General features: G+C 57.3%; 28 protein-coding genes. 22 read left to right on the top strand and 6 right to left on the bottom strand.

The features are described 5' to 3' along the window. Positions 1-254: 254 nt before the first annotated feature. The 10 genes from CE636_RS11970 to CE636_RS12015 all read left to right on the top strand — a co-directional run bounded on the left by CE636_RS11970 (position 255) and on the right by CE636_RS12015 (position 9,903). The gene (locus CE636_RS11970; protein WP_004206142.1) at positions 255-1,109 is read left to right on the top strand and encodes a tagatose bisphosphate family class II aldolase; all 855 of its coding nucleotides are present in this window, start codon (positions 255-257) and stop codon (positions 1,107-1,109) included. 24 nt (positions 1,110-1,133) lie between these two features. Continuing rightward, positions 1,134-2,048 (top strand): 1-phosphofructokinase, encoded by a 915-nt coding sequence (pfkB, locus tag CE636_RS11975; protein WP_004206143.1) that lies wholly within the window; start codon positions 1,134-1,136, stop codon positions 2,046-2,048. 10 nt (positions 2,049-2,058) lie between these two features. Then, the gene (locus tag CE636_RS11980) at positions 2,059-3,471 is read left to right on the top strand and encodes a PTS fructose transporter subunit IIC (RefSeq protein ID WP_004206144.1); all 1,413 of its coding nucleotides are present in this window, start codon (positions 2,059-2,061) and stop codon (positions 3,469-3,471) included. Positions 3,472-3,481: 10 nt separating this feature from the next. After that, the gene (locus CE636_RS11985; RefSeq protein WP_032456650.1) at positions 3,482-4,297 is read left to right on the top strand and encodes an HPr family phosphocarrier protein; all 816 of its coding nucleotides are present in this window, start codon (positions 3,482-3,484) and stop codon (positions 4,295-4,297) included. 176 nt (positions 4,298-4,473) lie between these two features. Then, on the top strand, positions 4,474-5,745 hold the full coding sequence (gene gatZ, locus CE636_RS11990) for a tagatose-bisphosphate aldolase subunit GatZ (RefSeq protein ID WP_004206147.1): 1,272 nt from the start codon (positions 4,474-4,476) through the stop codon (positions 5,743-5,745). A gap of 14 nt (positions 5,746-5,759) precedes the next feature. Beyond that, complete coding sequence (gene gatA / locus CE636_RS11995; RefSeq protein ID WP_004206149.1) at positions 5,760-6,227, top strand: PTS galactitol transporter subunit IIA; 468 nt, start codon at positions 5,760-5,762, stop codon at positions 6,225-6,227. A 26-nt stretch (positions 6,228-6,253) separates the two neighbouring features. After that, complete coding sequence (gene gatB, locus CE636_RS12000; protein WP_002918119.1) at positions 6,254-6,538, top strand: PTS galactitol transporter subunit IIB; 285 nt, start codon at positions 6,254-6,256, stop codon at positions 6,536-6,538. A 5-nt stretch (positions 6,539-6,543) separates the two neighbouring features. Further along, positions 6,544-7,926, top strand: a complete 1,383-nt coding sequence (locus CE636_RS12005) for a galactitol-specific PTS transporter subunit IIC (protein ID WP_004206150.1) — start codon at positions 6,544-6,546, stop codon at positions 7,924-7,926. A 49-nt stretch (positions 7,927-7,975) separates the two neighbouring features. After that, positions 7,976-9,019 carry a galactitol-1-phosphate 5-dehydrogenase gene (gene gatD / locus CE636_RS12010; protein ID WP_004206152.1) on the top strand — a complete coding sequence of 348 codons (1,044 nt, stop codon included), beginning with the start codon at positions 7,976-7,978 and terminating at the stop codon, positions 9,017-9,019. Between the two features lie 110 nt (positions 9,020-9,129). Continuing rightward, on the top strand, positions 9,130-9,903 hold the full coding sequence (locus CE636_RS12015; RefSeq protein WP_004206153.1) for a DeoR/GlpR family DNA-binding transcription regulator: 774 nt from the start codon (positions 9,130-9,132) through the stop codon (positions 9,901-9,903). 149 nt (positions 9,904-10,052) lie between these two features. Here the strand turns inward: CE636_RS12015 and rsmI are convergent, their stop codons facing one another. Beyond that, positions 10,053-10,916 carry a 16S rRNA (cytidine(1402)-2'-O)-methyltransferase gene (gene rsmI, locus CE636_RS12020; protein ID WP_004144878.1) on the bottom strand — a complete coding sequence of 288 codons (864 nt, stop codon included), beginning with the start codon at positions 10,914-10,916 and terminating at the stop codon, positions 10,053-10,055. A 63-nt stretch (positions 10,917-10,979) separates the two neighbouring features. On the opposite strand from rsmI, the gene CE636_RS12025 reads away from it, so the two are divergent. Genes CE636_RS12025 through dolP form a run of 4 tightly spaced genes read left to right on the top strand, consistent with a single transcriptional unit; the run spans position 10,980 to position 14,633 of the window. Then, complete coding sequence (locus CE636_RS12025) at positions 10,980-13,088, top strand: penicillin-binding protein activator (protein ID WP_017899893.1); 2,109 nt, start codon at positions 10,980-10,982, stop codon at positions 13,086-13,088. Continuing rightward, positions 13,046-13,432 (top strand): YraN family protein, encoded by a 387-nt coding sequence (locus CE636_RS12030; protein WP_004206155.1) that lies wholly within the window; start codon positions 13,046-13,048, stop codon positions 13,430-13,432. Before CE636_RS12025 ends, CE636_RS12030 begins: the two co-directional genes overlap by 43 nt. Before the next feature lie 25 nt (positions 13,433-13,457). Next, positions 13,458-14,048, top strand: coding sequence for a DnaA initiator-associating protein DiaA (gene diaA, locus CE636_RS12035; RefSeq protein ID WP_002918211.1), 591 nt, complete (start codon positions 13,458-13,460; stop codon positions 14,046-14,048). A gap of 9 nt (positions 14,049-14,057) precedes the next feature. Continuing rightward, on the top strand, positions 14,058-14,633 hold the full coding sequence (gene dolP, locus CE636_RS12040) for a division/outer membrane stress-associated lipid-binding lipoprotein (RefSeq protein ID WP_002918214.1): 576 nt from the start codon (positions 14,058-14,060) through the stop codon (positions 14,631-14,633). 121 nt (positions 14,634-14,754) lie between these two features. Here dolP and CE636_RS12045 read toward each other — a convergent pair whose 3' ends face one another. Both CE636_RS12045 and CE636_RS12050 read right to left on the bottom strand, forming a co-directional pair. Beyond that, positions 14,755-15,795, bottom strand: a complete 1,041-nt coding sequence (locus CE636_RS12045) for a permease (RefSeq protein ID WP_004206156.1) — start codon at positions 15,793-15,795, stop codon at positions 14,755-14,757. 75 nt (positions 15,796-15,870) lie between these two features. Continuing rightward, entirely contained in the window at positions 15,871-16,518 is a 648-nt protein-coding gene (locus CE636_RS12050; protein WP_017899894.1) for an NAD(P)H-binding protein, read from the bottom strand. Between the two features lie 128 nt (positions 16,519-16,646). Between CE636_RS12050 and CE636_RS12055 the strand changes: the two genes are divergently transcribed. After that, positions 16,647-17,183: a type 1 glutamine amidotransferase domain-containing protein gene (locus CE636_RS12055; protein ID WP_004206160.1), complete on the top strand. Its 537-nt coding sequence runs from the start codon at positions 16,647-16,649 to the stop codon at positions 17,181-17,183. Here CE636_RS12055 and CE636_RS12060 read toward each other — a convergent pair. Next, the gene (locus tag CE636_RS12060) at positions 17,145-17,588 is read right to left on the bottom strand and encodes a YhbP family protein (RefSeq protein WP_017899895.1); all 444 of its coding nucleotides are present in this window, start codon (positions 17,586-17,588) and stop codon (positions 17,145-17,147) included. The genes CE636_RS12055 and CE636_RS12060 overlap by 39 nt on opposite strands. Positions 17,589-17,637: 49 nt before the next feature. Here CE636_RS12060 and CE636_RS12065 point away from each other — a divergent pair, with 49 nt between their 5' ends. Then, positions 17,638-17,928 carry a GIY-YIG nuclease family protein gene (locus tag CE636_RS12065; RefSeq protein WP_025999208.1) on the top strand — a complete coding sequence of 97 codons (291 nt, stop codon included), beginning with the start codon at positions 17,638-17,640 and terminating at the stop codon, positions 17,926-17,928. Here CE636_RS12065 and CE636_RS12070 read toward each other — a convergent pair. Together CE636_RS12070 and ubiT are read right to left on the bottom strand one after the other, a co-directional pair. Then, positions 17,915-18,418: a GNAT family N-acetyltransferase gene (locus CE636_RS12070; protein WP_004206163.1), complete on the bottom strand. Its 504-nt coding sequence runs from the start codon at positions 18,416-18,418 to the stop codon at positions 17,915-17,917. The two genes, CE636_RS12065 and CE636_RS12070, sit on opposite strands and share 14 nt — an antisense overlap. Beyond that, on the bottom strand, positions 18,412-18,936 hold the full coding sequence (gene ubiT / locus CE636_RS12075) for a ubiquinone anaerobic biosynthesis accessory factor UbiT (protein WP_002918231.1): 525 nt from the start codon (positions 18,934-18,936) through the stop codon (positions 18,412-18,414). The genes CE636_RS12070 and ubiT overlap by 7 nt, the downstream gene beginning before the upstream one ends. A 221-nt stretch (positions 18,937-19,157) precedes the next feature. Between ubiT and ubiU the strand changes: the two genes are divergently transcribed. The 6 genes from ubiU (at position 19,158) to mdcA (ending at position 26,326) form a co-directional block, all read left to right on the top strand. Further along, complete coding sequence (gene ubiU, locus CE636_RS12080) at positions 19,158-20,153, top strand: ubiquinone anaerobic biosynthesis protein UbiU (RefSeq protein ID WP_004206164.1); 996 nt, start codon at positions 19,158-19,160, stop codon at positions 20,151-20,153. Positions 20,154-20,158: 5 nt separating this feature from the next. Further along, positions 20,159-21,037: a U32 family peptidase gene (locus CE636_RS12085; RefSeq protein ID WP_017899897.1), complete on the top strand. Its 879-nt coding sequence runs from the start codon at positions 20,159-20,161 to the stop codon at positions 21,035-21,037. A gap of 143 nt (positions 21,038-21,180) precedes the next feature. Then, positions 21,181-22,188 (top strand): luciferase-like monooxygenase, encoded by a 1,008-nt coding sequence (locus CE636_RS12090; protein ID WP_017899898.1) that lies wholly within the window; start codon positions 21,181-21,183, stop codon positions 22,186-22,188. A 203-nt stretch (positions 22,189-22,391) separates the two neighbouring features. After that, the gene (gene citG, locus CE636_RS12095; RefSeq protein ID WP_025999209.1) at positions 22,392-23,270 is read left to right on the top strand and encodes a triphosphoribosyl-dephospho-CoA synthase CitG; all 879 of its coding nucleotides are present in this window, start codon (positions 22,392-22,394) and stop codon (positions 23,268-23,270) included. A gap of 167 nt (positions 23,271-23,437) precedes the next feature. Then, complete coding sequence (madB, locus tag CE636_RS12100) at positions 23,438-24,646, top strand: Na+-transporting malonate decarboxylase, carboxybiotin decarboxylase subunit (RefSeq protein ID WP_017899900.1); 1,209 nt, start codon at positions 23,438-23,440, stop codon at positions 24,644-24,646. A gap of 12 nt (positions 24,647-24,658) precedes the next feature. After that, positions 24,659-26,326, top strand: a complete 1,668-nt coding sequence (mdcA, locus tag CE636_RS12105; RefSeq protein ID WP_017899901.1) for a malonate decarboxylase subunit alpha — start codon at positions 24,659-24,661, stop codon at positions 26,324-26,326.

A 26,326-nucleotide genomic window follows, 5' to 3' on the forward strand; every position in this document is an offset into this window, starting at 1 on the left:
TGTCAAACCGCGGCTGTATACCTACTCCGCCATAAATAAAATAATCAATAATAATCATATAGTTACAAAAACACACCTTCCCGGCGAAAACTTTAAAAAAGAAACACTAAAAATGTTATTAACTTTCATTTTAAAAATCAATTCATCATTGTGTGCGGTTGATCACACCTAAAAGCCGAGACGATCGGTACATTACTTTCAAATTGAAGGTTATTAGAGACAAATAACTTACAACTTGAAAATAGAGGACTAAAATGTACATCATTTCCAGTAAAAACATGCTGTTGAAAGCTCAACGACAGGGTTATGCCGTGCCGGCTTTCAATATCCATAACCTCGAAACTATGCAGGTCGTCGTTGAAACGGCAGCTGAGCTACACTCCCCCCTGATCCTTGCCGGCACGCCCGGTACCTATAGCTATGCCGGCACCGGCAACGTGGTGGCGATCGCCCGCGATCTGGCGAAAAAGTGGGATCTCCCGCTCGCTCTGCACCTCGATCATCATGAGGATCTGGCTGATATCACACGCAAAGTCCAGGCAGGGATCCGCTCGGTCATGATCGATGGCTCTCACTCGCCGTTCGAAGAGAACGTGGCGCTGGTAAAAAGCGTAGTGGAGTTGAGTCACCGCTATGATGCCAGCGTAGAAGCCGAGCTGGGCCGTCTGGGCGGGGTAGAAGACGATCTGGTGGTCGATGCAAAAGATGCGCTCTATACCAACCCCGAACAGGCCCGCGAATTTGTCGCTCGTACCGGTATTGATTCGCTGGCCGTTGCCATCGGTACCGCGCATGGCCTTTACACCGCCGAACCGAAGCTTGATTTTGAGCGCCTGGCGGCTATTCGCGACCGCGTTGACGTTCCGCTGGTCCTGCATGGCGCTTCCGGCCTGCCGGATAGTGATATTCGCCGCGCCATTTCTCTGGGCGTCTGCAAAGTCAACGTCGCCACCGAACTAAAAATTGCTTTCTCGGATGCACTGAAAGCCTACTTCCTGGAAAATCCGGGCGCCAACGATCCTCGCCACTATATGAAACCGGCGAAAGCGGCAATGAAAGAGGTCGTTCGCAAAGTGATTCACGTTTGTGGCTGCGAAGGACAACTGTAATCAGCGAATCGAAGGAGCCTTGTCGTGATCCACACCCTGACACTGAATACCGCGATTGATATGAATATCTTTTGCGATCCGCTCCAGCCGGCGGCAGTCAACCGCACCCGGCAGACGGAATATTGCCCGAATGGTAAAGGGGTTAACGTCTCGCTGGTATTACATCATTACCAGCAGCCAACCCATGTTATGGGCATATTCGGCGGTTTTACCGGCCGCTATATCGTTGAGGAACTACGCAAACAGCATATTAACGTCACGCCGGCATGGGTCGCTGAACCCACCCGTATTAATATCTTTATTAACGACGGCAGCGATGAATACAAACTGGTAAATCCCGGCGCGCGGATTGACGATGAAGGAAAAGAACAAATTCTTCATCATTTACAGTGCGTCGCGCCTGGTGATTATTTAGTTATCAGCGGCAGTCTGCCACCGGGAATAGAGAGCCGGTTTTATAGCGAGATTCTAGTGCTGTGTCAGCAAAAAGGGTGTGAAGTCATCTTAGATATCAGCCACCCGGTGCTGCGCCAGCTGTTAGAGTGGCGTCCGCTATTGATTAAGCCCAATGACGACGAGCTGAAAGAGATCTTTGGTCTGGATGTCAGCAACCCACGGCGGGTACGCGAAGCAATGCAAACGCTCCACCAGCTCGGGGCCCGTAACGTGCTGCTGACCCTTGGCGCGCAAGGACTCTACTTTTCGAATGGCGAGCAGCTGTGGTTCTGCTCGGCCCCGAAAATCGAGCTGGTCAGCTCGGCCTGCGCTGGCGATGCCGCGCTGGGCGCGTTTCTCAGCCAATGGCTTAACACAGACGATATTCCCCAGGCGCTGGCGCTGGCCAGCGCCACCGGCGCCGATGTTGCCGCCTCCGCCGGGCTTGGCAAATTAAACCGTACGCAAGAATTATTACAACAACTTCAGATCGTCCAATTATAAAGGTCCGATTATGAAAAAAATTATTGCCGTTACCGGCTGCCCTACAGGTATTGCTCATACATTTATGGCTGAAGAGGCCTTAAAAACCGCAGCGAAAAAATTAAACGTTGAAATAAAAGTCGAAACCAATGGCGCTTCCGGCGTAGAAAATGCCATTACGCCGGAAGACCTAAAGGATATTTATGGCGTAATTATCGCTGCCGATAAAGATGTTAATGCCGAACGTTTTAATGGCTTACCCGTTATCGAGGTGCCGGTTAAAGAAGCCATTCACCATCCGGCGGAATTAATTAATAAAGTCGTTAACGGTCAGGCGCAGCGTCGCCAGGGACTCTCCGCGACGACGGATCCCGCCGAGAAATATGAGCGAGAATCCTTCGGCCGACAGATTTACAAACATCTGATGAGCGGCGTTTCCAACATGCTGCCGTTCGTTGTCGCCGGCGGGATCTTAATCGCCGTTTCTTTCCTGTGGGGCATCTACTCCGCCGATCCGAATTCACCGCAGTATAACGTGATTGCCGCCACCCTGATGAAAGTCGGTCAGCAGGCGTTCTCGATCATGGTGCCGGTGTTTACCGCCTACATTGCCTGGTCGATATCTGGCCGCCCGGGTATGGTTGCCGGTTTTGTCGGCGGCCTGCTGGCGAACGCCACCGGCGCCGGGTTCCTCGGTGGGATCATCGCCGGTTTTGCAGCTGGGTATTTTATGCTGCTGATCCGTCATCTGCTCGACGGTCTGCCGCGGCAGTACGAAGGGCTGAAGTCGATCTTCATTATGCCGCTGATCGGCGTCCTGGTGATTGGCGTGATGATGGTCCTGCTCGGCCAGCCGGTGGCAGCGATCAACAATGGCATGATGAACTGGCTCAGTTCTCTGCAGGAAGCCAACCCCATCCTGCTGGGGATCGTGGTCGGCGCAATGTGTTCCTTCGATTTCGGCGGGCCGGTCAACAAAGCGGCCTATGTCACCGGTACGCTGCTGCTGGGGCAAGGTAACTATTTCTTTATGGCCGGTGTGTCTGCCGCCTGCATTACGCCGCCGCTGGTCATCGCCCTGGCGACCACGTTCTTTCCGAAAGGCTTTAGCGAGGAAGAACGCGCCGCCGGGATGGTCAACTATATCCTCGGCTGCACGCACATTACCGAAGGTGCAATTCCCTTCGCCGCCAAGGATCCACTGCGGGTGATCCCGATGATGATGATCGCCTCCTCAATTTCTGCGGTACTCAGCTACAGCTTGCATATTCAGGTTCCGGCACCGCACGGCGGCTTCTTAATCCTGCCGCTGGTCAGCAAACCGTTGATGTGGGTGCTGTGCATTCTCGCCGGTTCCGCCTGCGGCGCACTTATGCTGGGATGCTGGCGGCTGTGGCAAAAACGCACTGACAAAGCGACAGCTCTTGCTGGCGCCATGAAATAAGGAGCACGCTATGCAACTGACTTCTGCCGATATTTGTTTCGATCGTCAGGTCAAAACGAAAGACGAGGCGCTACAGCGTGTCGTTGCAGCCCTGACTCAGGCCGGACATACGCAAGCAGCCTATCTGCAAGGCATGCGCGAGCGCGAGGAGCAAATCAGCACCTATCTGGGCAACGGCATCGCCATTCCCCACGGTACGCCGCACAGTCGCGACGCAGTGCTCAAAACGGGCGTTAAGGTGCTGGCTTGTCCGCAGGGGATTGACTGGGGTGAGGAGCAAACCGCCTATCTGATTGTCGGTATTGCGGCTCAGGACAATGAGCATCTCGATATTTTGCGCCAGCTCACCCATGCCCTGGGCGACGATCGGGTGCCTGAGGCGCTGACGCGCGCCGATACCCCTCAGGCGGTGCTGGAAATTCTCGCTGGCGATATCCCTCTGCCGGCAGGCGAAGAACCGCAACCCGCGCCGCATTTTGACGAAGAGGCCACCTTTACCCTGCGCAATCCGCACGGTCTTCATGCCCGCCCCAGCGCGGTGCTGGTGAAAGCCGTCAAGCAGTGGCGATCGCAAATCCAGGTCGAAAACCTGGATACGCGCTCCGCGATTGTTGATGCCAAAAATCTGATGCGCGTCGTATCGCTGGGTGCCAAACAGGGTCATCGTCTGCACTTTATGGCCAGCGGCAACGATGCGCAGCAGGCGTTAAAAGCCATTGGCGACGCTTTTAACGCCGGTCTCGGCGAAATTGCCGCCCAGCCGCAGCAGGTCTCTCAGGAAACCGTCAAAACGAAACGCAGCTGGCTCTCCCGACTATTTAGTTAATTTTCAATAAATTAAAAACGCCCTACCTTCCTGGTCAGGGCGTTTTTGTCTCGAAAGACGACACCTTTCACTGCGTTACATCACTATTTATCGATACAGATCACAATTCAAAACAAAGCCATTTGCGACCAAAACAAAACATAACGAATATATTCGAAAGAAAACGGAGGTTGTAAATGAAAGACATTATCTCTCGCCACAAGTCCGGCGAACATATCGGCATCTGTTCAGTGTGTTCAGCGCATCCGCTGGTTATCGAAGCGGCGTTACGTTTCGATCTGCCGACCAACAACAAGGTGCTGATCGAAGCGACGTCCAACCAGGTAAATCAGTTTGGTGGCTACACCGGCATGCAGCCGGCCGATTTCCGCGACTTCGTCTACAACATCGCGCGTACCGTCGGTTTCCCGGCTGAGCGCATTATTCTTGGCGGCGATCATCTCGGGCCGAACTGCTGGCAAGATGAACCAGCAGCCGTGGCGATGGAAAAATCAATCGACCTGATCAAGGCCTACGTCGCCGCCGGCTTTAGCAAAATCCATCTTGATGCGTCAATGTCCTGTGCTGACGATCCGGTGCCGTTGGATCCTGGTGTGGTTGCTGAGCGCGCCGCCCGCCTGTGTCAGGCTGCCGAAGAGACCGCCAGCGCTGAGCAAAAGCGCCACCTGACCTACGTCATCGGGACCGAAGTTCCGGTTCCCGGCGGTGAGGCCAGCACCATCGGCAGCGTACATGTCACCCGGGCGCAGGATGCCGCCGCGACGCTCGAAACCCATGAAGCCGCCTTCCGCAAGCTGGGCCTCGACGCCGCGCTGGAACGCGTGATCGCCATCGTCGTGCAGCCAGGCGTGGAGTTTGACCATACGCAAATCATTCATTACCAGCCGCAGGAAGCGAAAGCGCTTTCCGCCTGGATCGAAAGCACCCCGATGGTCTACGAAGCGCACTCCACCGACTACCAAACCCGCCAGGCTTATCGTGCGCTGGTCCGCGACCACTTCGCCATTCTGAAAGTCGGCCCGGCGCTCACCTTTGCCCTGCGTGAAGCCATCTTTGCCCTCGCCCAAATGGAAAATGAGCTGATCGCCCCGGAGTCTCGCAGCCGCGTAATGGAGGTGATCGACGAAGTGATGCTTAACGAGCCGGGCTACTGGAAAAAATACTATCGCCCCACCTGGAGCCAGGCGATGGTCGATATCCACTTCAGCCTTTCCGACCGTATCCGTTATTACTGGCCGCATCCGCGTATTCGCCAGAGCGTTGAGAAACTTATCGCTAATCTGACCGACGCTAAGCTGCCGCTGGGGCTTATCAGCCAGTATATGCCGGTGCAGTTTGAACGACTGTCGCTGAATGAACTGAACGCCGAGCCGCACGCGCTGATCCTCGACAAAATCCAGGATGTCCTGCGTGCCTATCGCTACGGCTGTTCTTCTGAAACCGCCTGAAGTTAAGAGGATATATGAGTCAACTGTTTGTTCGTACCGGCATTCATTTCAGTTCCAGCCAACAGGCACTGGAACACATTGGCGCAGAGATGCTGGCGCGAGGCGTCGTACACGATAGCTATCCCGCCGCCCTGCTCGAACGCGAAGCGACTTTTCCCACCGGCATCGCCCTGGAACAACACGCTGTCGCTATCCCGCACTGCGAAGCGGTTCACGCGAAATCGCCGGCCATTTACCTGATACGTCCGGACATGCCGGTCCCTTTTCAGCGCGCTGACGACGACGGCGAAATCGATGTTTCGCTCATCATCGCGCTGATTGTTGAAAACCCGGCGGCACAGCTGAAGCTGCTGCGCCGGTTATTTAGTGAGCTACAAAATCCGCACACACTGGAGGCACTGCTCGCCGCTTCCGACGATCAGCTACCGGTGCGGTTCCAGCAATTTATCCTTGAGCCCGAGCTTAACGCCGTGGCTTCATAAGATACTGATAATAAAAGGGGTACCCTATGAAACGTAAAGTTATCGTCGCCTGTGGCGGTGCCGTCGCCACCTCCACGATGGCGGCTGAAGAGATTAAAGAGCTATGTGCAGACCACAATATTGAACTGGATTTGGTGCAGTGCCGGGTTAATGAAATCGAAACCTACATGGACGGGGCGGATCTTATCTGCACCACCGCACGCGTGGAGCGAACCTTCGGCGACATTCCGGTGGTGCACGGCATGCCGTTCGTTTCGGGCGTCGGCATTGAAGCCTTACAACAGAAAATTCTCGGCATCCTCGCGGAGTAAACGCCATGTTTAGCGAAATCATGCGTTATATCCTCGATCTTGGTCCGACGGTGATGCTGCCGATCGTGATCATTATCTTCTCCAAATTACTGGGGATGAAGCTCGGGGATTGTTTTAAATCTGGTCTGCATATCGGGATCGGTTTCGTCGGTATCGGGCTGGTCATTGGCCTGATGCTCGACTCCATCGGCCCGGCGGCAAAGGCGATGGCGGAGCATTTCCAGATTAATCTTCATGTGATCGATATCGGTTGGCCGGGTTCATCACCGATGACCTGGGCATCGCAAATCGCCCTGGTGGCAATCCCGGTGGCCATCGTGGTCAATATCGTGATGCTGGTTACCCGTATGACCCGCGTGGTGAACGTCGATATCTGGAACATCTGGCATATGACCTTTACCGGCGCGATGCTGCACATCGCTACCGGGTCGTACTGGATAGGTATTCTCGGCGTGGTGGTGCATGCCGCCTTTGTGTATAAGCTGGGCGACTGGTTTGCCAAAGATACCCGCGATTTCTTCGGCCTTGAGGGTATTGCGATACCCCACGGTAGTTCGGCGTATTTAGGGCCGGTTGCTGTCCTCGTGGATACCATCATCGACAAGATCCCCGGCCTTAACCGCATTCACTTTAGCGCCGATGACATTCAGAAACGCTTCGGTCCCTTCGGTGAACCGGTTACCGTTGGCTTCGTCATGGGGCTGGTGATTGGCGCGCTGGCGGGTTACGACCTGAAGGGCATTCTTCAGCTGGCGGTGAAAACCGCAGCGGTGATGCTGCTGATGCCACGGGTGATCAAGCCGATTATGGATGGCCTTACGCCGATAGCCAAACAGGCGCGTAAGCGTCTGCAGGCCAAATTTGGCGGCCAGGAGTTCCTGATTGGTCTCGACCCGGCGCTGCTGCTCGGCCATACCTCGGTGGTCTCGGCCAGCCTGATCTTCATCCCGCTGACCATTCTTATCGCCGTCGTGGTTCCTGGCAATCAGGTTCTGCCGTTTGGCGACCTGGCCACCATCGGCTTCTTCGTGGCAATGGCAGTGGCGGTACATCAGGGTAACCTGTTCCGCACGTTGATTTCCGGGGTCATCATTATGGGTATCACCCTGTGGATCGCCACCCAGACGATTGGCCTGCACACCCAGCTGGCGGCAAACGCCGGGGCCCTGAAAGCCGGCGGCATGGTGGCCTCAATGGACCAGGGTGGTTCGCCGATTACCTGGCTGCTGATCCAGCTCTTTACCTGGCAAAATGTGGTTGGCTTCGCGGTCATCGGTATCATTTATCTGGCCGGCGTTTTACTAACCTGGCGTCGCGCTCGCGGCTTCATCGCGGCGGAAAAAGCAGAAAAAAGCGCTGCCCCGCAACAAAGTACAGGCATGTCTTGATCTAAAAGGGGAGCGTTCGCTCCCCTCAATCTTATAGCTGGAGAATGTTATGAAATCAGTGGTAATCCATGCTGAGGGGAACGTCTGCGTTGAAGAACGCCCTATCCCTACGCTGCAAACGGAAAACGATGTCCTGGTCAAAGTAGTCAGTTCCGGATTATGCGGCTCTGATATCCCGCGCATTTTCGCCAAAGGCGCGCATTACTACCCTATTACGCTGGGACACGAATTCAGCGGCTATGTGGAATCCTACGGCGCGGCGGTAACCGACCTGCAGCCCGGCGATGCCGTCGCCTGCGTGCCGCTGCTGCCCTGCTTCCAGTGCCCGCAGTGCCAGCGCGAGTATTTCTCTTTATGTAAACAGTATCAGTTCGTCGGCTCACGCAGCGAAGGCGGCAACGCCGAATATGTGGTGGTAAAGCGCGCCAACCTGTTCCGCCTGCCGGACCAGATGCCAATTGATGACGGCGCGTTTATCGAACCGATAACCGTCGGCCTGCACGCTTTCCATCTGGCGCAGGGCTGCGAAGGTAAAAACGTGATTATTATCGGTGCCGGCACCATTGGCCTGCTGGCGCTGCAGTGCGCCCGCGAACTGGGCGCCAACAGCGTCACGGCGATCGATATCAATCCGCAGAAACTGGAACTGGCCAAAACCCTTGGCGCAACCCGTGTGTTCAACAGCCGCGAGATGAGCGGCCAGGCGATTCAGCAGGCGCTGGAAGCCATTCAGTTCGACCAGTTAGTCCTCGAGACCGCCGGTACGCCGCAGACCGTCGCATTAGCGATTGAAGCCGCCGGGCCGCGGGCGCAGCTGGCGCTGGTCGGCACGCTCCATCACGATTTAACCCTCCCGGCCGCCACCTTCGGGCAGATCCTGCGCAAGGAGTTGAATATTGTCGGTAGCTGGATGAACTACTCTGGCCCGTGGCCAGGAGAAGAGTGGCAAACGGCCACCCGCCTGCTGACAGAAAAACGCCTGCAGCTGGCGCCGCTGATCGCCCACCGCGGTGACGCGGAGAGCTTTGCGCGTGAAGTGCAGGCGCTCAACGGCGCGCCGATGCAGGGCAAAATCCTGCTCAAACTCTCCTGACCGCCCGAGCCAGCCCTCGGCGCTGGCTCATCAAACCTTTCGAAAATTATCGTTCAACTTTCGTTACCCTTCGATTACACTGAGATGAGTTAATTATCAGGCAAATCAAGATGAACTCATTTGAACGAAGGAACAAAATCGTCGATATGGTGAATACGCAGGGTAGCGTATTGGTTCTAGACCTTTCGAATCTCTTTGGCATCTCTGAGGTAACGATTCGCGCCGATCTCCGCTTACTGGAAGAGAAAGGGCTGTTAACCCGTTTTCACGGCGGCGCCGCCCGTGCGGGCAGCGACCTGACCGACGCCGAAAATCAGGAAGTGGTACTGGAAGATCGTTATCAGCTTGCCAGCGATCCCAAAAAGCGCATCGCCCAGGCCGCCGCGGCAATGATCCGTGAAGGTATGACGGTGATCCTCGATAGCGGCAGCACAACCCTGCTGATTGCCGAGGCGCTGGTGCGGATGACCAATATCACCGTGATCACCAACAGCCTGCCCGCCGCGTTTACCCTGGCGGAAAATAAAGACATCACCCTGGTGGTATGCGGCGGTACCGTGCGGCACAAAACGCATTCGATGCACGGCACAATTGCCGAACGTTCGCTGCAGGGAATTTGCGCCGATTTGATGTTTGTCGGCGCCGACGGTATCGACGCCACCAACGGTATCACCACCTTTAACGAAGGTTACTCCATCAGCAGCGTGATGGCCGCCGCCGCGCATCAGGTGATCGCCGTGCTCGACGCCAGCAAATTCAATCGCCGGGGCTTTAACCAGGTACTGCCGATGGAAAAAATAGACTGCGTGATCACCGACGACGGCATTAGCGAAAATGACCGTGCAGCGTTAAGCAGCAAAAAGGTGGAACTGAAGATAGTGTGATTGCGCTTAGCGGTGCGAAAACTCAGCATTGGTATCGCAAGTGAATCTGCACTTTTCTTCCGACATTTCTTCCGACATGTAGGAGGACGCTCCAGCAGCTCTTCACTATCTGAAGGGCTGCTTGCCAGACTTCAATTGGGTCTACAGGATCACTCCCCCTGCTGCTCCAGGGCATACTTATACAACGCATTTTTCTTCACGCCGTGGATTTCCGCGGCCAGCGCGGCGGCTTTCTTCAGCGGCAGTTCCGCCTGCAGCAGCGCCAGAGTCCGCAGCGCGGCTGCCGGCAGCGCCTCTTCCTGCGCCTTAAAGCCTTCGACGATCAGCACCATCTCGCCTTTGCGACGGTTTTCGTCTTCCTTGACCCACGCCACCAGCTCGCCAATCGGCGCGCCGTGGATCGATTCCCAGGTTTTGGTCAGCTCGCGGGCCAGCACCACATAGCGAGATTCTCCCAGTACCGCGCAGATATCTTCCAGACTCTCCACCAGCCGGTGGGTCGACTCATAGAAGATAAGGGTGCGCGGCTCTTCTTCCAGCGCTTTAAGGGTATCGCGACGGCCTTTCGATTTCGCCGGCAGGAAGCCTTCATAACAGAAACGGTCGGAAGGCAGGCCAGCGGCGCTCAGGGCGGCGATAGCCGCACAAGGACCCGGCAGCGGCACGACGCGGATATTGGCTTCGCGGCAGGTACGCACCAGATGATAGCCTGGGTCGTTAATCAGCGGCGTGCCCGCATCGGAGACCAGCGCGATGTTTTGCCCTTCTTTCAGTTTAGCGAGAAGTGTTTCCGCCTTTTGCTGCTCGTTATGGTCGTGAAGCGCAAATAAACGGGCGTTAATTGCAAAATGTTGCAGCAGCAAACCGGTGTGGCGGGTATCCTCCGCAGCAATTAAATCAACGGCTTGCAACACTTCCAGTGCGCGCTGCGTGATATCAGACAGATTTCCTATCGGAGTGGGCACAATATAGAGCTGCCCCTGAGAATTATCCGCTGATTCGTGTTGTTTCATTGTCTCGTCCGTATTGCCGATTTAATATTGAGCATTGAGCCAAAAAAATATCACTGGACACTTATGGTACCGTCAACATTTCTTCGTTCTAAGCCCGCGCGCTGTCTGCCCGTATTGCTGGCGACTCTTCTTTTTGCTGGCTGCGGCACCCACACGCAGGATCAAAGCACGGCGTTTATGCAGGGTACGTCGCAGGCCAACTCCAGTTTCTACTTGCAGCAGATGCAGCAAAGCACGAATGATAGCAAGACCAACTGGCAATTACTCGCCATTCGTGCACTGCTGCAGGAAGGAAAGCAGCAGCAGGCCATCGACCTGTTTAACCAGCTGCCGTCAAACCTGGACAGCACCCAGGCCCGTGAACAGTCACTGCTGGCAATAGAAGTAAAGCTGGCGCAGAACGACTATCAGGGGGCCCGTATTCTGCTGGCTAAGCTTGACCCGGCAAGCCTGGAGCAGCCTCAGCAGGCGCGCTACTGGCAGGCGCAAATCGATGCCAGCCAGGGCAAACCCTCGGTGACTCTGCTGCGCGCCTTAATCGCCCAGCAGCCGCTGCTGAGCGATGCCAAACAGCGCCAGCAAAATATTGACGCGACCTGGCAAGCGCTGACCGCGATGACCCAGGATCAGGCCAATGCGCTGGTGATCAATGCCGATGAAAACACCCTCCAGGGCTGGCTGGATCTGCAGCGGATGTGGTTTGACAACCGCAACGATCCCACGCTGCTGAAAGCCGGCGTCAAAGACTGGCAGACGCGCTACCCGCAAAACCCTGGCGCCAAAATGCTGCCAACGGCGCTGGTGAACATGCAAAACTATAAGCCCGCCTCCATCAACAAGATTGCGCTTTTCCTGCCGCTGAACGGCCAGGCCTCGATCTTCGGCCGCACCATCCAGCAGGGCTTCGAAGCCGCCAAAAACGGCGCGCCGTCGGTGACGGGCAGCGCGGTTCCCGCTCAGGTCGCTCAGGCGGCGAACACGTCCGGTAACGATGACGTGGTAAGCCCGTCGCAGGCGGAAATTAGCGATCTGACGGCTGCCGGAAGTCGCGCCGAACCGGTGCAGGCCCCGGCGCAAACTCAGGCAACGCCAGCGGCGGAGCCGGCGGCTCAGGCGCCGGCAGCGGCCACCACGCCGCAGACCACCGCGTCCCCGGTCACCCAGCCGGTCACCGCCCCGGCCGCACAGCCGCAGCCAGTGGTCGCCACCGCCGCCAATCCCTCTGCGGAACTGAAAATTTACGATACCACCAGCCAGCCGATCGGCCAGCTCCTTGCCCTGGCTCAGCAGGACGGCGCCACCCTCGTCGTCGGGCCGCTGCTAAAAGAGAATGTCGAAGATGTTCTCAAGAGCAATACGCCGCTCAACGTGCTGGCGCTCAACCAGCCGGAGAAGGTCGAAGGCCGCGCTAATATCTGCTATTTCGCGCTGTCACCGGAAGACGAAGCGCGTGACGCCGCCCGACACATCCATCAACAGGGCAAACAGACGCCGTTGTTGCTGGTTCCGCGCGGCGCGCTGGGCGATCGTGTGGTCAACGCGTTTGCCGACGAGTGGCTGAAGCTGGGCGGCGCCAGCGTCCTGCAGCAGCGTTTTGGCTCCACGGCGGAGCTGCGCGCCGGCGTTAACGGCGGAGGGGGCATTGCGCTGAGCGGCACCCCGGTCTCCACCCTGCCATCAGCGCAGAACAGCGTCCTCGGCACGGCGGATGAAATGCCGGTTAGCAGCGGCGGCAGCGTCGACGCGGCCTATATCCTCGCCACCCCGGAACAGATTGGCTATATCAAACCCATGATCGCGATGCGCAACGGCAGCCAGAGCAATGTCACCCTGTACGCCAGCTCGCGCAGCGCACAGGGCACCGCAGGTCCGGATTTCCGTCTGGAGATGGAAGGCCTGCAGTATAGCGAAATCCCGATGCTGGCTGGCAGCAACCCGGCGTTGCTGCAGCAGGCGCTGTCTGCGGTGCGCAATGACTACTCGCTGGCGCGTCTGTATGCGATGGGCGCTGACGCCTGGTCGCTGGCAAACCACTTCACGCAAATGCGCCAGACGCCGGGCTTCGAGCTGAACGGGAATACCGGCGATCTGACGGCGACTCAGGACTGCGTGATTACCAGGAAACTGTCATGGCTCAAATACCAGCAGGGACAAATCGTCCCGGCCAGCTAAGCAAACAGACCGGCGATGCATGGGAAAACCGTGCTCGCCGCTGGCTGGAAAGCCAGGGCCTGCGTTTTATTGCCGCCAATGCTCGCGAGCGTGGCGGCGAAATTGACCTCATTATGCGCGACGGCGCCGTCACCGTCTTTGTCGAGGTACGCTACCGCCGCAGCGCTCTGTACGGTGACGCGGCGGCCAGCGTCACCCCGCAAAAACAGCAACGCCTGCTTAAAGCCGCCCGTTTGTGGCTCTGCCGACAGAATGGGAGCTTTGAGACTGTGGATTGCCGTTTCGATGTGGTAGCCTTCACCGGAAACGACATCCAATGGCTAAAAAACGCCTTTGGCGAATAGCGTAATACCAGAAGTAAGGGATCCCGTGCTCGACAGAATCAAAGCCTGCTTTACCGAAAGCATTCAAACCCAAATTGCCGCAGCAGAAGCACTCCCGGACGCCATCTCCCGGGCGGCGATGACGCTCGTGCAGTCCCTGCTCAACGGCAACAAAATCCTCTGTTGTGGTAATGGCACTTCCGCCGCCAACGCACAGCATTTTGCTGCCAGCATGATTAATCGTTTTGAAACGGAACGCCCTGGTTTACCCGCCATTGCACTAAACACCGATAATGTGGTCTTAACTGCCATCGCTAACGATCGCCTGCATGACGAGATTTACGCCAAGCAGGTGCGCGCCCTGGGACACGCTGGCGATGTGCTGCTGGCAATCTCCACGCGCGGTAACAGTCGGGACATCGTCAAGGCGGTGGAAGCCGCCGTGACCCGCGACATGACCATCGTCGCGTTAACCGGCTATGACGGCGGTGAGCTGGCGGGCCTGTTAGGTCAGCAGGATGTCGAAATCCGCATCCCCTCACACCGCAGCGCGCGTATCCAGGAGATGCATATGCTGACCGTCAACTGTCTGTGCGATTTGATAGATAACACTCTTTTTCCACACCAGGACGATTAAGGAGAACACATGAAGGCTCTCTCGCCCCTCGCCATCCTGCTTTCAGCACTACTGCTGCAGGGCTGCGTTGCCGCCGCGGTTGTCGGAACGGCAGCAGTCGGCACTAAAGCCGCAACGGACCCGCGTACGGTGGGAACCCAGGTCGATGACAGCACCCTGGAACTGCGCGTCAATAGCGCCTTGTCGAAAGATGAACAGATTAAGAAACAGGCCCGCATCAACGTTACCGCTTATCAGGGCAAAGTCCTGCTGACCGGTCAGTCGCCGACGCCGGATCTCTCTGCCCGCGCCAAGCAAATCGCCATGGGCGTGGAAGGAACCACGGAAGTGTTTAACGAAGTGCGCCAGGGCCAGCCGATTGGTTTAGGCACCGCCTCTTCTGATACCTGGATTACCACCAAGGTGCGTTCGCAGCTGCTGAGCACCGATCAGGTCAAATCATCGAACGTGAAGGTGACCACGGAAAACAGCGAAGTCTTCCTGATGGGACTGGTGACCGACCGTGAAGGCCGCGCGGCGGCGGATATCGCCAGCCGGGTGAGCGGCGTGTCCCGGGTGACCACCGCCTTTACCTACATTAAATAAAGCTGCAATTTCCCGGCTGGCGCTACGCTTAGCCGGGCCACCGCCCCCTGTCCGTTGTGTGCCGGGTAAGGCGTAGCCGCCGCCCGACACCCCATCCGGCTATCCGTACGTTTACGGCAAACTACACCAGCGCCAGCGCTCCAACAATCGCACCGCACAGCGCCACCAACCCGCCAGTCAGCCACAGCGCTTTGGCCGGAAAGGCTTTGCGCAGCATAATCAACGATGGCACGCTCACTGCCGGCAACGTAATCAGCAGCGCCAGCGCCGGCGCAACGCCCATCCCCGCCAGCATCATTGTCTGGACAATCGGAATTTCCGCCGCGGTAGGGATCACAAACAGACAGCCGGCGATCGCCATCGCGATGACCCAGAACAAGGTATTATCCACCACGCCATCGGCGTGCGGGAACAGCCAGACGCGCGCCGCCCCCAGCACCAGTACCGCGAGGATATAAACCGGGATGGTGTTCCAGAACAACGTCCACAGCGCCCGCAGCCAGCGGCTAAAGAAGCCGCCCTGGGCCGCTTTCGCTTGCGCTTCAGGCACCACGGCAGGCTGCGTCGCCGCCTCTTTTACCCATTTCTGCACCAGCGTCGCGACAATCAACACCGTCGCCAGGCCCGCCACCAGGCGAACCAGCGCAAACTGCCAGCCCAGCACGAAGCCCATAAACACCAACGTCGCCGGGTTGAGCAGCGGGTTGCCCATCCAGAACGCCAGCGCCCCGCCCATCGACACCTGCTGTTTGCGCATCCCGGCCGCGACCGGCGCGGCGCAGCAGGTGCACATCATGCCTGGCAGCGAGAAAATCGTCCCCAGCAGCGTCCCCTGAAAACGCGATTGTCCCAGGGTGCGCAGCAGCCAGTCGCGCGGGATCAGCACCTGGATCAGCGACCCGAGCAGCACGCCGAGCACCGCCGCTTTCCAGACGGCAAGGAAGTAAACCACCGCGTAGTCCCACGCCGCCTTCAGCGGGTTAGCGTCGGCCTGGGCGAGAATGGATTTACCGATACTGTGGGTTTCCGCAGCGGTGAAGGCTTTCCCGTAGTATGGCTGCCATTTGACGAACCACAGGCCGACAATCACGACGAGAAAGAAAAGCGCGGGCTTCCACCATTGAAATGGTGACGCCGCCTGAGATGAAGACTGACCAGCCATAGCATTCCCCAGCAAGAAATGTGGATATGAATTGAAGCCGTGAATACTACGCCGGAAGCCTGCGTTTGCAAACCGCTATTCCGCCTGCCGCGCGGCACGCTCCCGCAGCTCGGACGATGAGAGAATTTGCACCCCTTCGTGAGTAGGCGACAGCGCCTCCGCCAGCAGGGCAATCGCCACGTCGCGGGCCGCAATGGATTTCCAGTTCCCCGGTAAGAGTCGGAACAGCGGTTCGAGGAAGGTCTCATTGGCCCGCTTTTTTTCCCGCTCGCCTGAGAGCATCGACGGCCGGGCAATAGTCAGCCGCGGCCAATCCTGCTCGATCAGCGCCGCCTCCATTTCCCCCTTCACCCGATTGTAGAAAAACGGCGAGTGGGCGTTGGCGCCCATCGCGCTAACCACCAGCATATGTTGCGCACCCAGCCGTTTGCCGGTCAGTGCGGTATCAACCACCAGCGTGTAGTCAGCATGGACAAAGGCCTCTTTGCTCCCGGCCTCCCGGCGCGTCGTTCCCAGACAGCAGAAAACGATATCCACCGGGTCAACCACCTGCGCCAGAGCATCAGTCAGCTGCGGATCGTGCGGATTAAAAACCCCTTCCGCCGGCGCCAGTGGGCGACGCGTCGGGGCGGCGATGGCGCTGATGCTCGGCTCATTCTGCAGCAGCCGAAGTAAGTGACCGCCAACTAACCCGGTCGCGCCGGTCAATAATACCTGACTCATTGATTCTCCTTTACAGAATTCTCCGCCTTGCACTTTCGGGCTCATGTTCCAGGCTTAATACCTTACAAGGTAAGTATCCACCATCATCATGGAATTACCTCATTGACCATCCAGATAGCGGAGGAAACATGAGTAAAAAGATAGCCGTGCTCATTACCGACGACTTTGAAGATTCTGAATTTACCTCTCCCGCCGAGGCGTTTAAGCTCGCCGGGCATCAGGTCGTGACCATCGAAAAGCAGGCTGGCAAGACGGTGAAGGGTAAACAGGGAGAAGCAGAGGTCGCCATCGATCGGGCCATTGATGACGTCACACCGGGTGAATTTGATGCCTTGTTGCTGCCCGGGGGCTATTCCCCTGACCAGCTGCGCGGGGATGAACGCTTTGTCACCTTTACCCGCGATTTTGTCAACGGCGGGAAGCCGGTCTTCGCCATCTGCCACGGCCCGCAGCTGCTGATCAGCGCCGATGTGATCCGCGGGCGTAAGCTCACGGCGGTGAAGCCTATCGTGGTGGATGTGAAAAACGCCGGGGGCGAGTTTTACGACCAGGAGGTGGTGGTCGATAACGAACAGCTGGTCACCAGCAGAACGCCGGACGATCTGCCGGCCTTCAATCGCGAAGCGCTACGCCTGCTCGGCGCCGGCATCGCGCCGCCAGTGTAGCTTTTTCCCGAACCCCAGCGTGTTGTCGGTAAACTTGATTTCGTCCGGACGAATCTCCCAAACCGGCGCCGACAACATGCGGGCCACCGGGAAGCGCTTGACGTAGCGCTGACGCATACGCGCCTCTTCGTCGCCGCGCAGTCGGCGGATCTCGCCCTGGAACTGCACGCCGCGGATCAGGGCCACGGTTTTTGGCTGGCCGTTGACCGTGCCGGCCACCTTCGCCCGCTCGCCGGTCATCTGGCCGTGGCGGGTGTGCTCATCGCTGAGCAGATAAAAGGCCACGCTATCCGGTTCATAGACGTAAAAGGCGTTCGCACACCACAGCTCGTCGTCGCGGGAGACGCACCAGGTGACGACGTGCTGTTTACTCAGCCAGCGGCCAATGGCGGCAAGCGTATCCATCTTTCTTCTCCATTATGCTATGGTGCCTACACCTTACCATAGTGACTTTATAACCGTGTGCTGGTTTCTGTATCTCATTCGAACCGCGGATAATCGCCTCTATACCGGCATCACCACCGATGTGCCGCGCCGCTTTCGCCAGCATCAGGCAGGGAAAGGCGCGAAGGCGTTGCGCGGCAAAGGCGACCTGCAGCTGGCCTTTAGCCATGAAGTTGGTGAACACTCACTTGCTTTGCGGCTGGAATACCGCATTAAGCAGCTAACGAAGCGCGAAAAAGAGCGCCTCGTTGCCGGAGAAGATACCGTCGAAACCCTGCTGGCAAGGCTCAAAAACGATTAAAGTGGTCGCTGTATTCGACCTGGCCGTGGACACCTTCGAGGGCGTCATCCGCCAGGCGGTGCACCTGGAACGCCTCCGCGCTGTCCGGCCAGCGGCAGCGGAGATCGAAGCGCGCGGCCGGTTCAAAACCAAAGCGACGGTATAACTCCGGGTCGCCCAGCGTCACCACCGCGGCATAGCCAAACTCATTCAGCGAATCCAGCCCTTCATAGACCAGCTGCCGGCCAATGCCCTGTCCACGGTAGCGTTCATCCACCGCCAGCGGCGCCAGGCCGACCCATTGTAGCTCTTCACCTTCCACCGCAACCGGGCTGAAGGCAACGTAGCCGATCACCTGGCCTTCATCATCCGTCGCCACTACCCCCAGCGTGATCAGTCCATCTTCACGCAGATCGTGCACCAGCTGCGCTTCGGCATCGCGGCCGAAGGTACGACGCAGCAGCGCGTCGATTCCCGGTGCATCAATCCCAATTTCCACTCGAATCAGCATGCCTCACCTACCGATGTCTGTTCAGGTTTCTGCGGGCTCTTCAGTCCAGCTTCGACAAAATCCGCCAGTTGCAGCAACATCACGCGCAGCGCTTTGGGCATCTGCTCGAGCTCAATGGCGTCCATCAAATTTTTTACATACAGCCCCAGCTCCGTATCGCCTTCAATAACCAGACGACGCTGGAAGAATAGCGTATCCGGATCCTGCTTGCGCGCGGCGATCATTAACAGATCGCTGGCGTCGGCGCTGAAGCTGACGTCGGCGTCCGCCTGCTGGCTGACCACCAGGCGACCATCGACTACCGAGGTATACCACAGCAGACCGATGTCACGCACATGAATACTTAACCAGCGCCCCTCGAGAAACTCCAGCTCTCCCTCCGCCAGCGCCTGGCGAAACTGCCAGCTAAGCACCTGCTCCAGCACCTGGCGCTTGAGGGCAAAAGGCGCCAGCTTAACCGGCACGCTCATTAAAGACGGGCCAAAGTGGACCAGCCGGGAACGCAGTTTATCCAACACAAGCTTTACTCCATGAATGCAATTGTGCCGCTATTGTGCCATATCACATAAACAACATAGCGGCGTAAATCAACAAAAACGCGATGACGGCAGCCCGTTATTGGCGCCGCCAATACACTTTTAACTGCCTCAAATCAAAAATTGTCACCAGAAGGTTAACTAAAATCCCTGCTCGTTAACCATTCAGCGTCCCTGACGGGCCGCATTTTTCAGGAAAAATTATGGAGCTGCTCTGCCCAGCCGGTAACCTTCCGGCGCTTAAGGCGGCCATCGAAAACGGCGCCGATGCCGTCTATATCGGGCTGAAAGATGACACCAACGCCCGCCACTTTGCCGGCCTTAATTTCACCGAAAAGAAACTGCAGGAAGCCGTCAGCTTTGTGCATCAGCACCGTCGTAAGCTGCATATCGCCATCAACACCTTCGCCCACCCCGACGGCTACGCCCGCTGGCAGCGCGCGGTGGATATGGCAGCTCAGCTGGGCGCCGATGCGCTCATTCTGGCCGATATCGCCATGCTGGAGTACGCCGCGGAGCGCTATCCGCATATAGAACGCCATGTGTCGGTACAGGCTTCCGCCACCAATGAAGAGGCCATTCGCTTCTATCATCGCAACTTCGACGTGGCGCGCGTCGTACTGCCGCGGGTGTTATCTATTCACCAGGTGAAACAGTTGGCTCGCGCCACGCCGGTGCCGCTGGAAGTCTTTGCCTTCGGCAGCCTGTGCATCATGGCGGAAGGCCGCTGCTATCTCTCTTCCTACCTGACCGGCGAATCGCCCAACACCGTCGGCGCCTGCTCGCCTGCCCGCTTCGTGCGCTGGCAGCAAACCCCACAGGGGCTGGAATCGCGCCTCAATGAAGTGCTGATTGACCGCTATCAGGATGGGGAAAACGCCGGTTATCCGACCTTGTGTAAAGGCCGCTACCTGGTCGATGGCGAGCGCTATCACGCGCTGGAGGAGCCCACCAGCCTCAATACCCTGGAACTGTTGCCGGAGTTGATGGCCGCCAATATCGCCTCAGTGAAAATCGAAGGCCGTCAGCGCAGCCCGGCCTACGTCACCCAGGTAGCGAAAGTCTGGCGCCAGGCGATCGATCGCTGCAAAGCCGATCCACAGAATTTCGTGCCGCAATCCGCATGGATGGAAACCCTTGGCTCCATGTCCGAAGGGACACAAACCACCCTTGGCGCCTACCACCGTAAATGGCAGTGAGAAACATGAAATATTCATTAGGGCCAGTGCTTTACTACTGGCCAAAAGAGACGCTGGAAAATTTTTACCAGCAGGCAGCCAACTGCAGCGCCGACACCATTTATCTCGGCGAAGCGGTGTGCAGCAAACGCCGTGCCACCAAAGTCGGCGACTGGATTGAGATGGCGAAAGCGCTGGCGAGCAGCGGCAAACAGGTGGTGCTGTCTACTCTCGCACTGGTGCAGGCCTCCTCCGAACTGGGCGAGCTGAAGCGCTATGTCGATAACGGGGAGTTCCTGATTGAGGCCAGCGATTTGGGCGTGGTCAACCTCTGCGCCGAACGCAAGCTGCCGTTCGTCGCCGGGCATGCGCTGAACTGCTACAACGCCGTTACCCTGCGCCTGCTGTTAAAACAGGGCATGGTGCGCTGGTGCATGCCGGTGGAGCTTTCCCGCGACTGGCTGGCTAATTTACTGACCCAGTGCGAAGAGCTGGGCATTCGCAATCAGTTTGAAGTCGAAGTGCTGAGCTACGGCCATCTGCCGCTGGCTTATTCCGCCCGCTGCTTTACCGCCCGCTCGGAAGATAGGCCAAAGGATGAGTGCGAGACCTGCTGCATCAAATACCCAACCGGACGCAGCATGCTGTCCCAGGAGAACCAGCAGGTGTTCGTGCTCAACGGTATCCAGACCATGAGCGGCTATGTCTACAACCTGGGCAATGAGCTGACGTCCATGCACGGCCTGGTGGATATGGTACGCCTGTCGCCGATGGGCAACGAGACCTTCGCCATGCTCGACGCCTTCCGCGCCAATGAAAACGGCGCTGCGCCGTTGGCGCTCACCGGCAACAGCGATTGCAACGGCTACTGGAAACGGCTGCCCGGGCTGGCGCTGCAGGCCTGATAAACCGCTCACTTTGTTAACAGCAGTGCTCAGATTTTAATGCATTATTAAAGATGCAGCTTTTCTGGCTGGCGCGTCCTGGATGCGCCAGGCTGGAAGAAGACCTTCAATCTGATGACGATGCTGTAGCAAAGTGAGCCTTTATGACTGACAAATCTGTTCCGTTCTCGGTGCTCGATCTGGCGCCGATCCCGCAAGGATCTTCTGCCAAAGAAGCCTTTACCCACTCTCTGGATCTCGCCCGGCTGGCCGAATCGCGCGGTTATCACCGCTACTGGCTGGCGGAGCACCACAATATGGTCGGCATTGCCAGCGCAGCGACCTCGGTGCTGATTGGCTATCTCGCCGCCAATACCACTACCCTGCATCTGGGTTCCGGTGGCGTGATGTTGCCCAACCATTCGCCGCTGGTGATCGCCGAGCAGTTCGGCACCCTGAACACCCTCTATCCCGGGCGTATCGACCTCGGCCTTGGCCGCGCGCCGGGCAGCGATCAGCCCACCATGCGCGCCCTGCGTCGCCATATGAGCGGCGATGTCGATAACTTCCCGCGCGACGTGGCGGAACTGGTGGACTGGTTTGACGCCCGCGATCCGAACCCGCACGTGCGCCCGGTACCCGGCTACGGGGAGCGAATTCCGGTGTGGCTGCTGGGTTCAAGCCTCTACAGCGCCCAGCTGGCGGCGCAGCTCGGTTTGCCTTTCGCGTTCGCCTCGCACTTCGCGCCGGATATGCTGTTCCAGGCCCTACACCTGTATCGCAGCAACTTTACGCCCTCCGCGCGGCTGGAAAAACCGTATGCCATGGTGTGCATCAATATCATCGCCGCCGACAGCAACCGCGATGCGGAGTTTCTCTTCACTTCCATGCAGCAGGCGTTTGTGAAGCTGCGTCGCGGCGAAACCGGACAGCTGCCGCCGCCGGTGGAAAATATGCATCAGCTATGGTCAGCGTCCGAGCAGTATGGCGTGCAGCAGGCGCTGCGCATGTCGCTGGTGGGTGATAAAACTAAAGTCCGCCACGGCTTAGAGTCGATTTTGCGGGAAACCGAGGCGGACGAAATCATGGTCAATGGCCAGATCTTCGACCACCAGGCGCGGCTGCATTCTTTCGATTTAGCGATGCAGGTGAAAGAGGAATTGTTGGGATAGTGAGCTATGCGGCATTTTTGCCGCATTTCTTTTCGCCCGCTAAACCATTTTGTGATCGTCTTCATTCATATTTTCGCATAACCCCCGTCTTATTACGTTGAGCGTAATTACATTACCTCTGGCGTAATTGTCCACCTCATTCAACGGTGTTAATTTTCCTCTGTTTTATTTTTCAACCCTGAATCTGGTAAAAGAGAATACCCATGAGCCAACCAACTGCCCGTGCTATGTGGATCGGCGAGTGCTTATTAAAAGCGCTGTTAATGGAGGTCTCCGCCTGGCCTAAACCCGGCCTTGTTACACCCCATTCACAAGGGGCGCATAAAGATATGGATATCTGGTTATTTATTACCAGCACATCGGCTATTGCCCCCTGTTTTAGCGCCTGCGCCCATGCTGGGGAAAATCATCAGGGCTCACCAGGGGAACTCTTTACAACAATACGTGCCATTGGCATTCATTATGAAAATACGCTGCTGCGGGCAACACAGCAGGTTAATACTCAGCGCGGCATTCTTTTTTCCGGCGCGGTTCTGGCGACAGCGGCAGGATGGCTTTCCGGGCGCGGGAAAACCCTCTCTTATCACGCCTTAAGCCAGTGCGTCGCTGAACTCTGCCGCGATCTCTGCCGTCGGGATTTCTCCGTCCTGACCGAACGCCCGGCGCAAACCCACGGTGAGAAATTGTATGTCGGATTCGGCATTACCGGCGTGCGCGGCGAGGCAGAGCAAGGCTTCCCACTGGTTTGCCAGATTGGCTTACCCGCGCTGCATCAGGCGCTGGACAACGGGCTGGCCTGGCGGGAAGCGCTAATTCATACGCTGCTCACCCTAATGGCCCATTGCGATGACACAACCGTGCTGTTTCGCGGCGGCCAGCAGGCGCTGGCGGAAATGAAGCAATATGCCCGGCGTCTGATGACGCAGGGCGGAATGTTTAACCCTGCGATCGAGCAGGAACTGGCTGATTTTAATTCATGGTGCCTGGATAGGTGGGTCAGCCCTGGCGGTTCGGCCGATTTATTAGCGCTGTGTCTGGCGATGTATTTTCTTTGCCGCCAGCCGCAAGGAGATATGACATAAGGAAGAATATGAACATCTATTTTTATACTTTATTAACGTATGGCTTAACGATTGTAATTTCATTTGCGGTTGTCGGCATCATTGTTGGCGTCAACAAGATGATGAATAAATTAAATATCACCGACGATTAATTTACGAACTTTACCTTTGCCATCAGGAATATAGTTATGGATATCTTTGTTAAGCTCTTTTCGGGCATTGGCACTTTTTTTATAGAAGATCCGAAAATAGCCATTGCACGTTTTCTGCTCATTGTTCTCGGCTTTATATTGGCCTGGATGGGATTCCGCCGTAAGCTTGAACCGTTAATTATGGTGCCGATGGGCCTCGGTATGATCGCGGTTAACGCCGGGGTACTGTTTCTGGCGGGGGGACAAACCGGGACCTTAATTCTCGACCCGATGGTCAGCGAGCCTAACGACCTGGTAAACCTGATGCAGGTAAACTTTCTGCAGCCGGTCTATAACTTCACCTTTAGCAATGGCCTCATCGCCTGTATCGTTTTCTTCGGCATTGGCGCAATGAGCGACATCAGCTTTATTCTGCTCCGTCCCTGGGCCAGCATTGTTGTCGCCCTGTTCGCCGAGGCGGGAACCTTCGCCGCGCTGCTGCTGGGTATTGAAGTATTCGGCCTGCCTGCCAACGAAGCCGCGTCGATTGCCACTATCGGCGGCGCAGATGGGCCGATGGTGCTCTTTGCCTCCCTTATCCTCGCACCGAACCTGTTCGTCCCCATCGCCATTATCGCTTATCTCTACCTGAGCCTGACCTATGCCGGTTATCCGTACCTGGTGCGCCTGCTGGTACCGAAAAAATACCGTGGCATGGAAGTTGAAATTGAATACCCCACCGTATCGAAGAAAGCGAAATTCATCTTTACCGTCTGCGCCTGCCTGCTGTTGTGCCTGCTGCTGCCGGTCGCCGCGCCGCTGATCCTCTCGTTCTTCCTCGGGATCGCGATTAAAGAAGCGGAGATCGAACCGTTCCAGAAATTACTGGAATCCACGCTGACCTATACCGCAACGCTGTTTCTCGGCCTGCTGCTGGGCACACTGTGCGAAGCGCAAACGATTCTCGACCCGAAAGTGGCCATCATCCTGATCCTTGGTATCGGCGCGCTGGCCATTTCCGCCGTCGGCGCTCTGCTGGGCGGCTGGTTTATCTGGTTTATCTCGAAGGGGCGTTATAACCCGGCTATCGGTATCGCGGGCGTCTCCTGCCTGCCGACGACGGCAAAAATCGCGCAGAAAGAGGTTAACCATGAGAACCCCTACGCCATCATTCTGCCGCTGGCAATGGGTGCGGGCGTGAGCGGTCTGATCGTCTCGGCTATCGCCACCGGGATCTTTATCTCCACGCTATTCCTGCTGAATTAATGGAGTCAACCCATGCTAAAAGAGCACAACTGGCATCAACTCAAGGACGATACGGTACAGCGCCTGAATCAGCTGGCCCCGTATTTCCGTGACGGCAAAATTATCGACGCCAAAGATACTGTCGCCGCGCTGGAAGCCGTTATTCGAAGCTTCGATCGCGTCAATATTGAGGGCAATAACCAGAAACAGGCGGATTTTCTCTCCGAATGCCTGTGCCAGCTTGATCCGCAAAAGATCTCCGGCCTGCATATGGTGCAGTCATCCGTACCGTTGTCCAGCCATCTGGATTTGTTTGAAAAGGGCATCGCTGAAAAGCTCGATTTCGCCTATGCCGGGCCGCAGGATGGCCGTCTGGCGAAGCTGATCCAGGACGGTAAGATTAAGCTCGGGGCCATCCACACCTATCTGGAGCTGTTCAGCCGCTACTTTGTCGACCTCACGCCGCGCGTGTCGCTAATCACCGCCTTTGAAGCGGATAAAGACGGCAATCTCTACACCGGCTTTAACACCGAAGATACGCCTGTTATTACCGAAGCCACCCATTTCCGCCAGGGGATTGTGATCGCGCAGGTCAATAAGATTGTCGATAAAGTGCCGCGCGTTGATATCCCCGGCGACTGGGTAAATGCGGTGATTGAAGCGCCGCGCCCGTTCTACGTCGAGCCGCTTTTTACCCGCGATCCGGGGCTTATTACCGACACCCATGTGCTGATGGCAATGATGGCGCTGAAAGGTATCTATGCCGAATACGGCGTTGAGCGCATTAACCACGGCATTGGCTTCTTCACCGCTGCCATTGAGCTGCTGCTGCCCACCTACGGCGAGGAGCTGGGGCTGAAAGGCAAGGTCTGTACCCATATGGTACTCAACCCGCATCCGACGCTGATCCCGGCGATCGAAAGCGGCTGGATCCAGTCGGTGCACTGCTTCGGCGGTGAACTGGGCATGGAGAAATATGTCGCCGAACGCCCGGACGTCTTTTATATCGGCCAGGACGGCACGCTTCGCTCCAACCGCGCCTTCGCCCAGGCTGCGGGTCACTACGCGCTCGATATGTTTATCGGCGGCACGCTGCAGATCGATAAGTACGGAAACAGCAGCACCGCCACCGCCAGCCGCGTTTCAGGCTTTGGCGGCGCGCCGAATATGGGCTGCGACGCCAAAGGCCGCCGTCATGCAACGCAATCCTGGCTGAAATGCGGCGAAGAGTTCAAGGCCACCCAACAGCAGCTGATTGGCGATATGCCGCGCGGCAAACGTCTGGTGGTGCAGATGCAGGAAACCTTCCGCGAGAAGCGCCAGCCCGCTTTCGTCGACAAGCTGGACGCCTGGGAACTGGCGGAAAAAGCCAACCTCGCCCTGCCGCCGGTCATGGTGTACGCCGATGACGTCACCCACGTACTGACCGAAGAGGGCATCGCCTATCTGCACCGCTGCGAAGGGCTGGAACAGCGCATGGCGGCCATTCGCGCCGTGGCGGGCTACACCGGCATTGGCCTTGCCGCCGATCCGGCACAGACCGCACAGCTGCGAGAGGCTGGCATTGTCAAAACGCCGGAAGATTTAGGCATTGATCGCCGCCGCGCCAACCGTCAGATGCTGGCGGCGAAAAGCATTCGCGATCTGGTTGACTGGTCTGGCGGACTCTATAACCCGCCCGCTCGATTCCGTAACTGGTAG

Source organism: Klebsiella sp. LY (genome assembly GCF_004010915.1).
GTDB lineage: Bacteria > Pseudomonadota > Gammaproteobacteria > Enterobacterales > Enterobacteriaceae > Klebsiella > Klebsiella quasipneumoniae.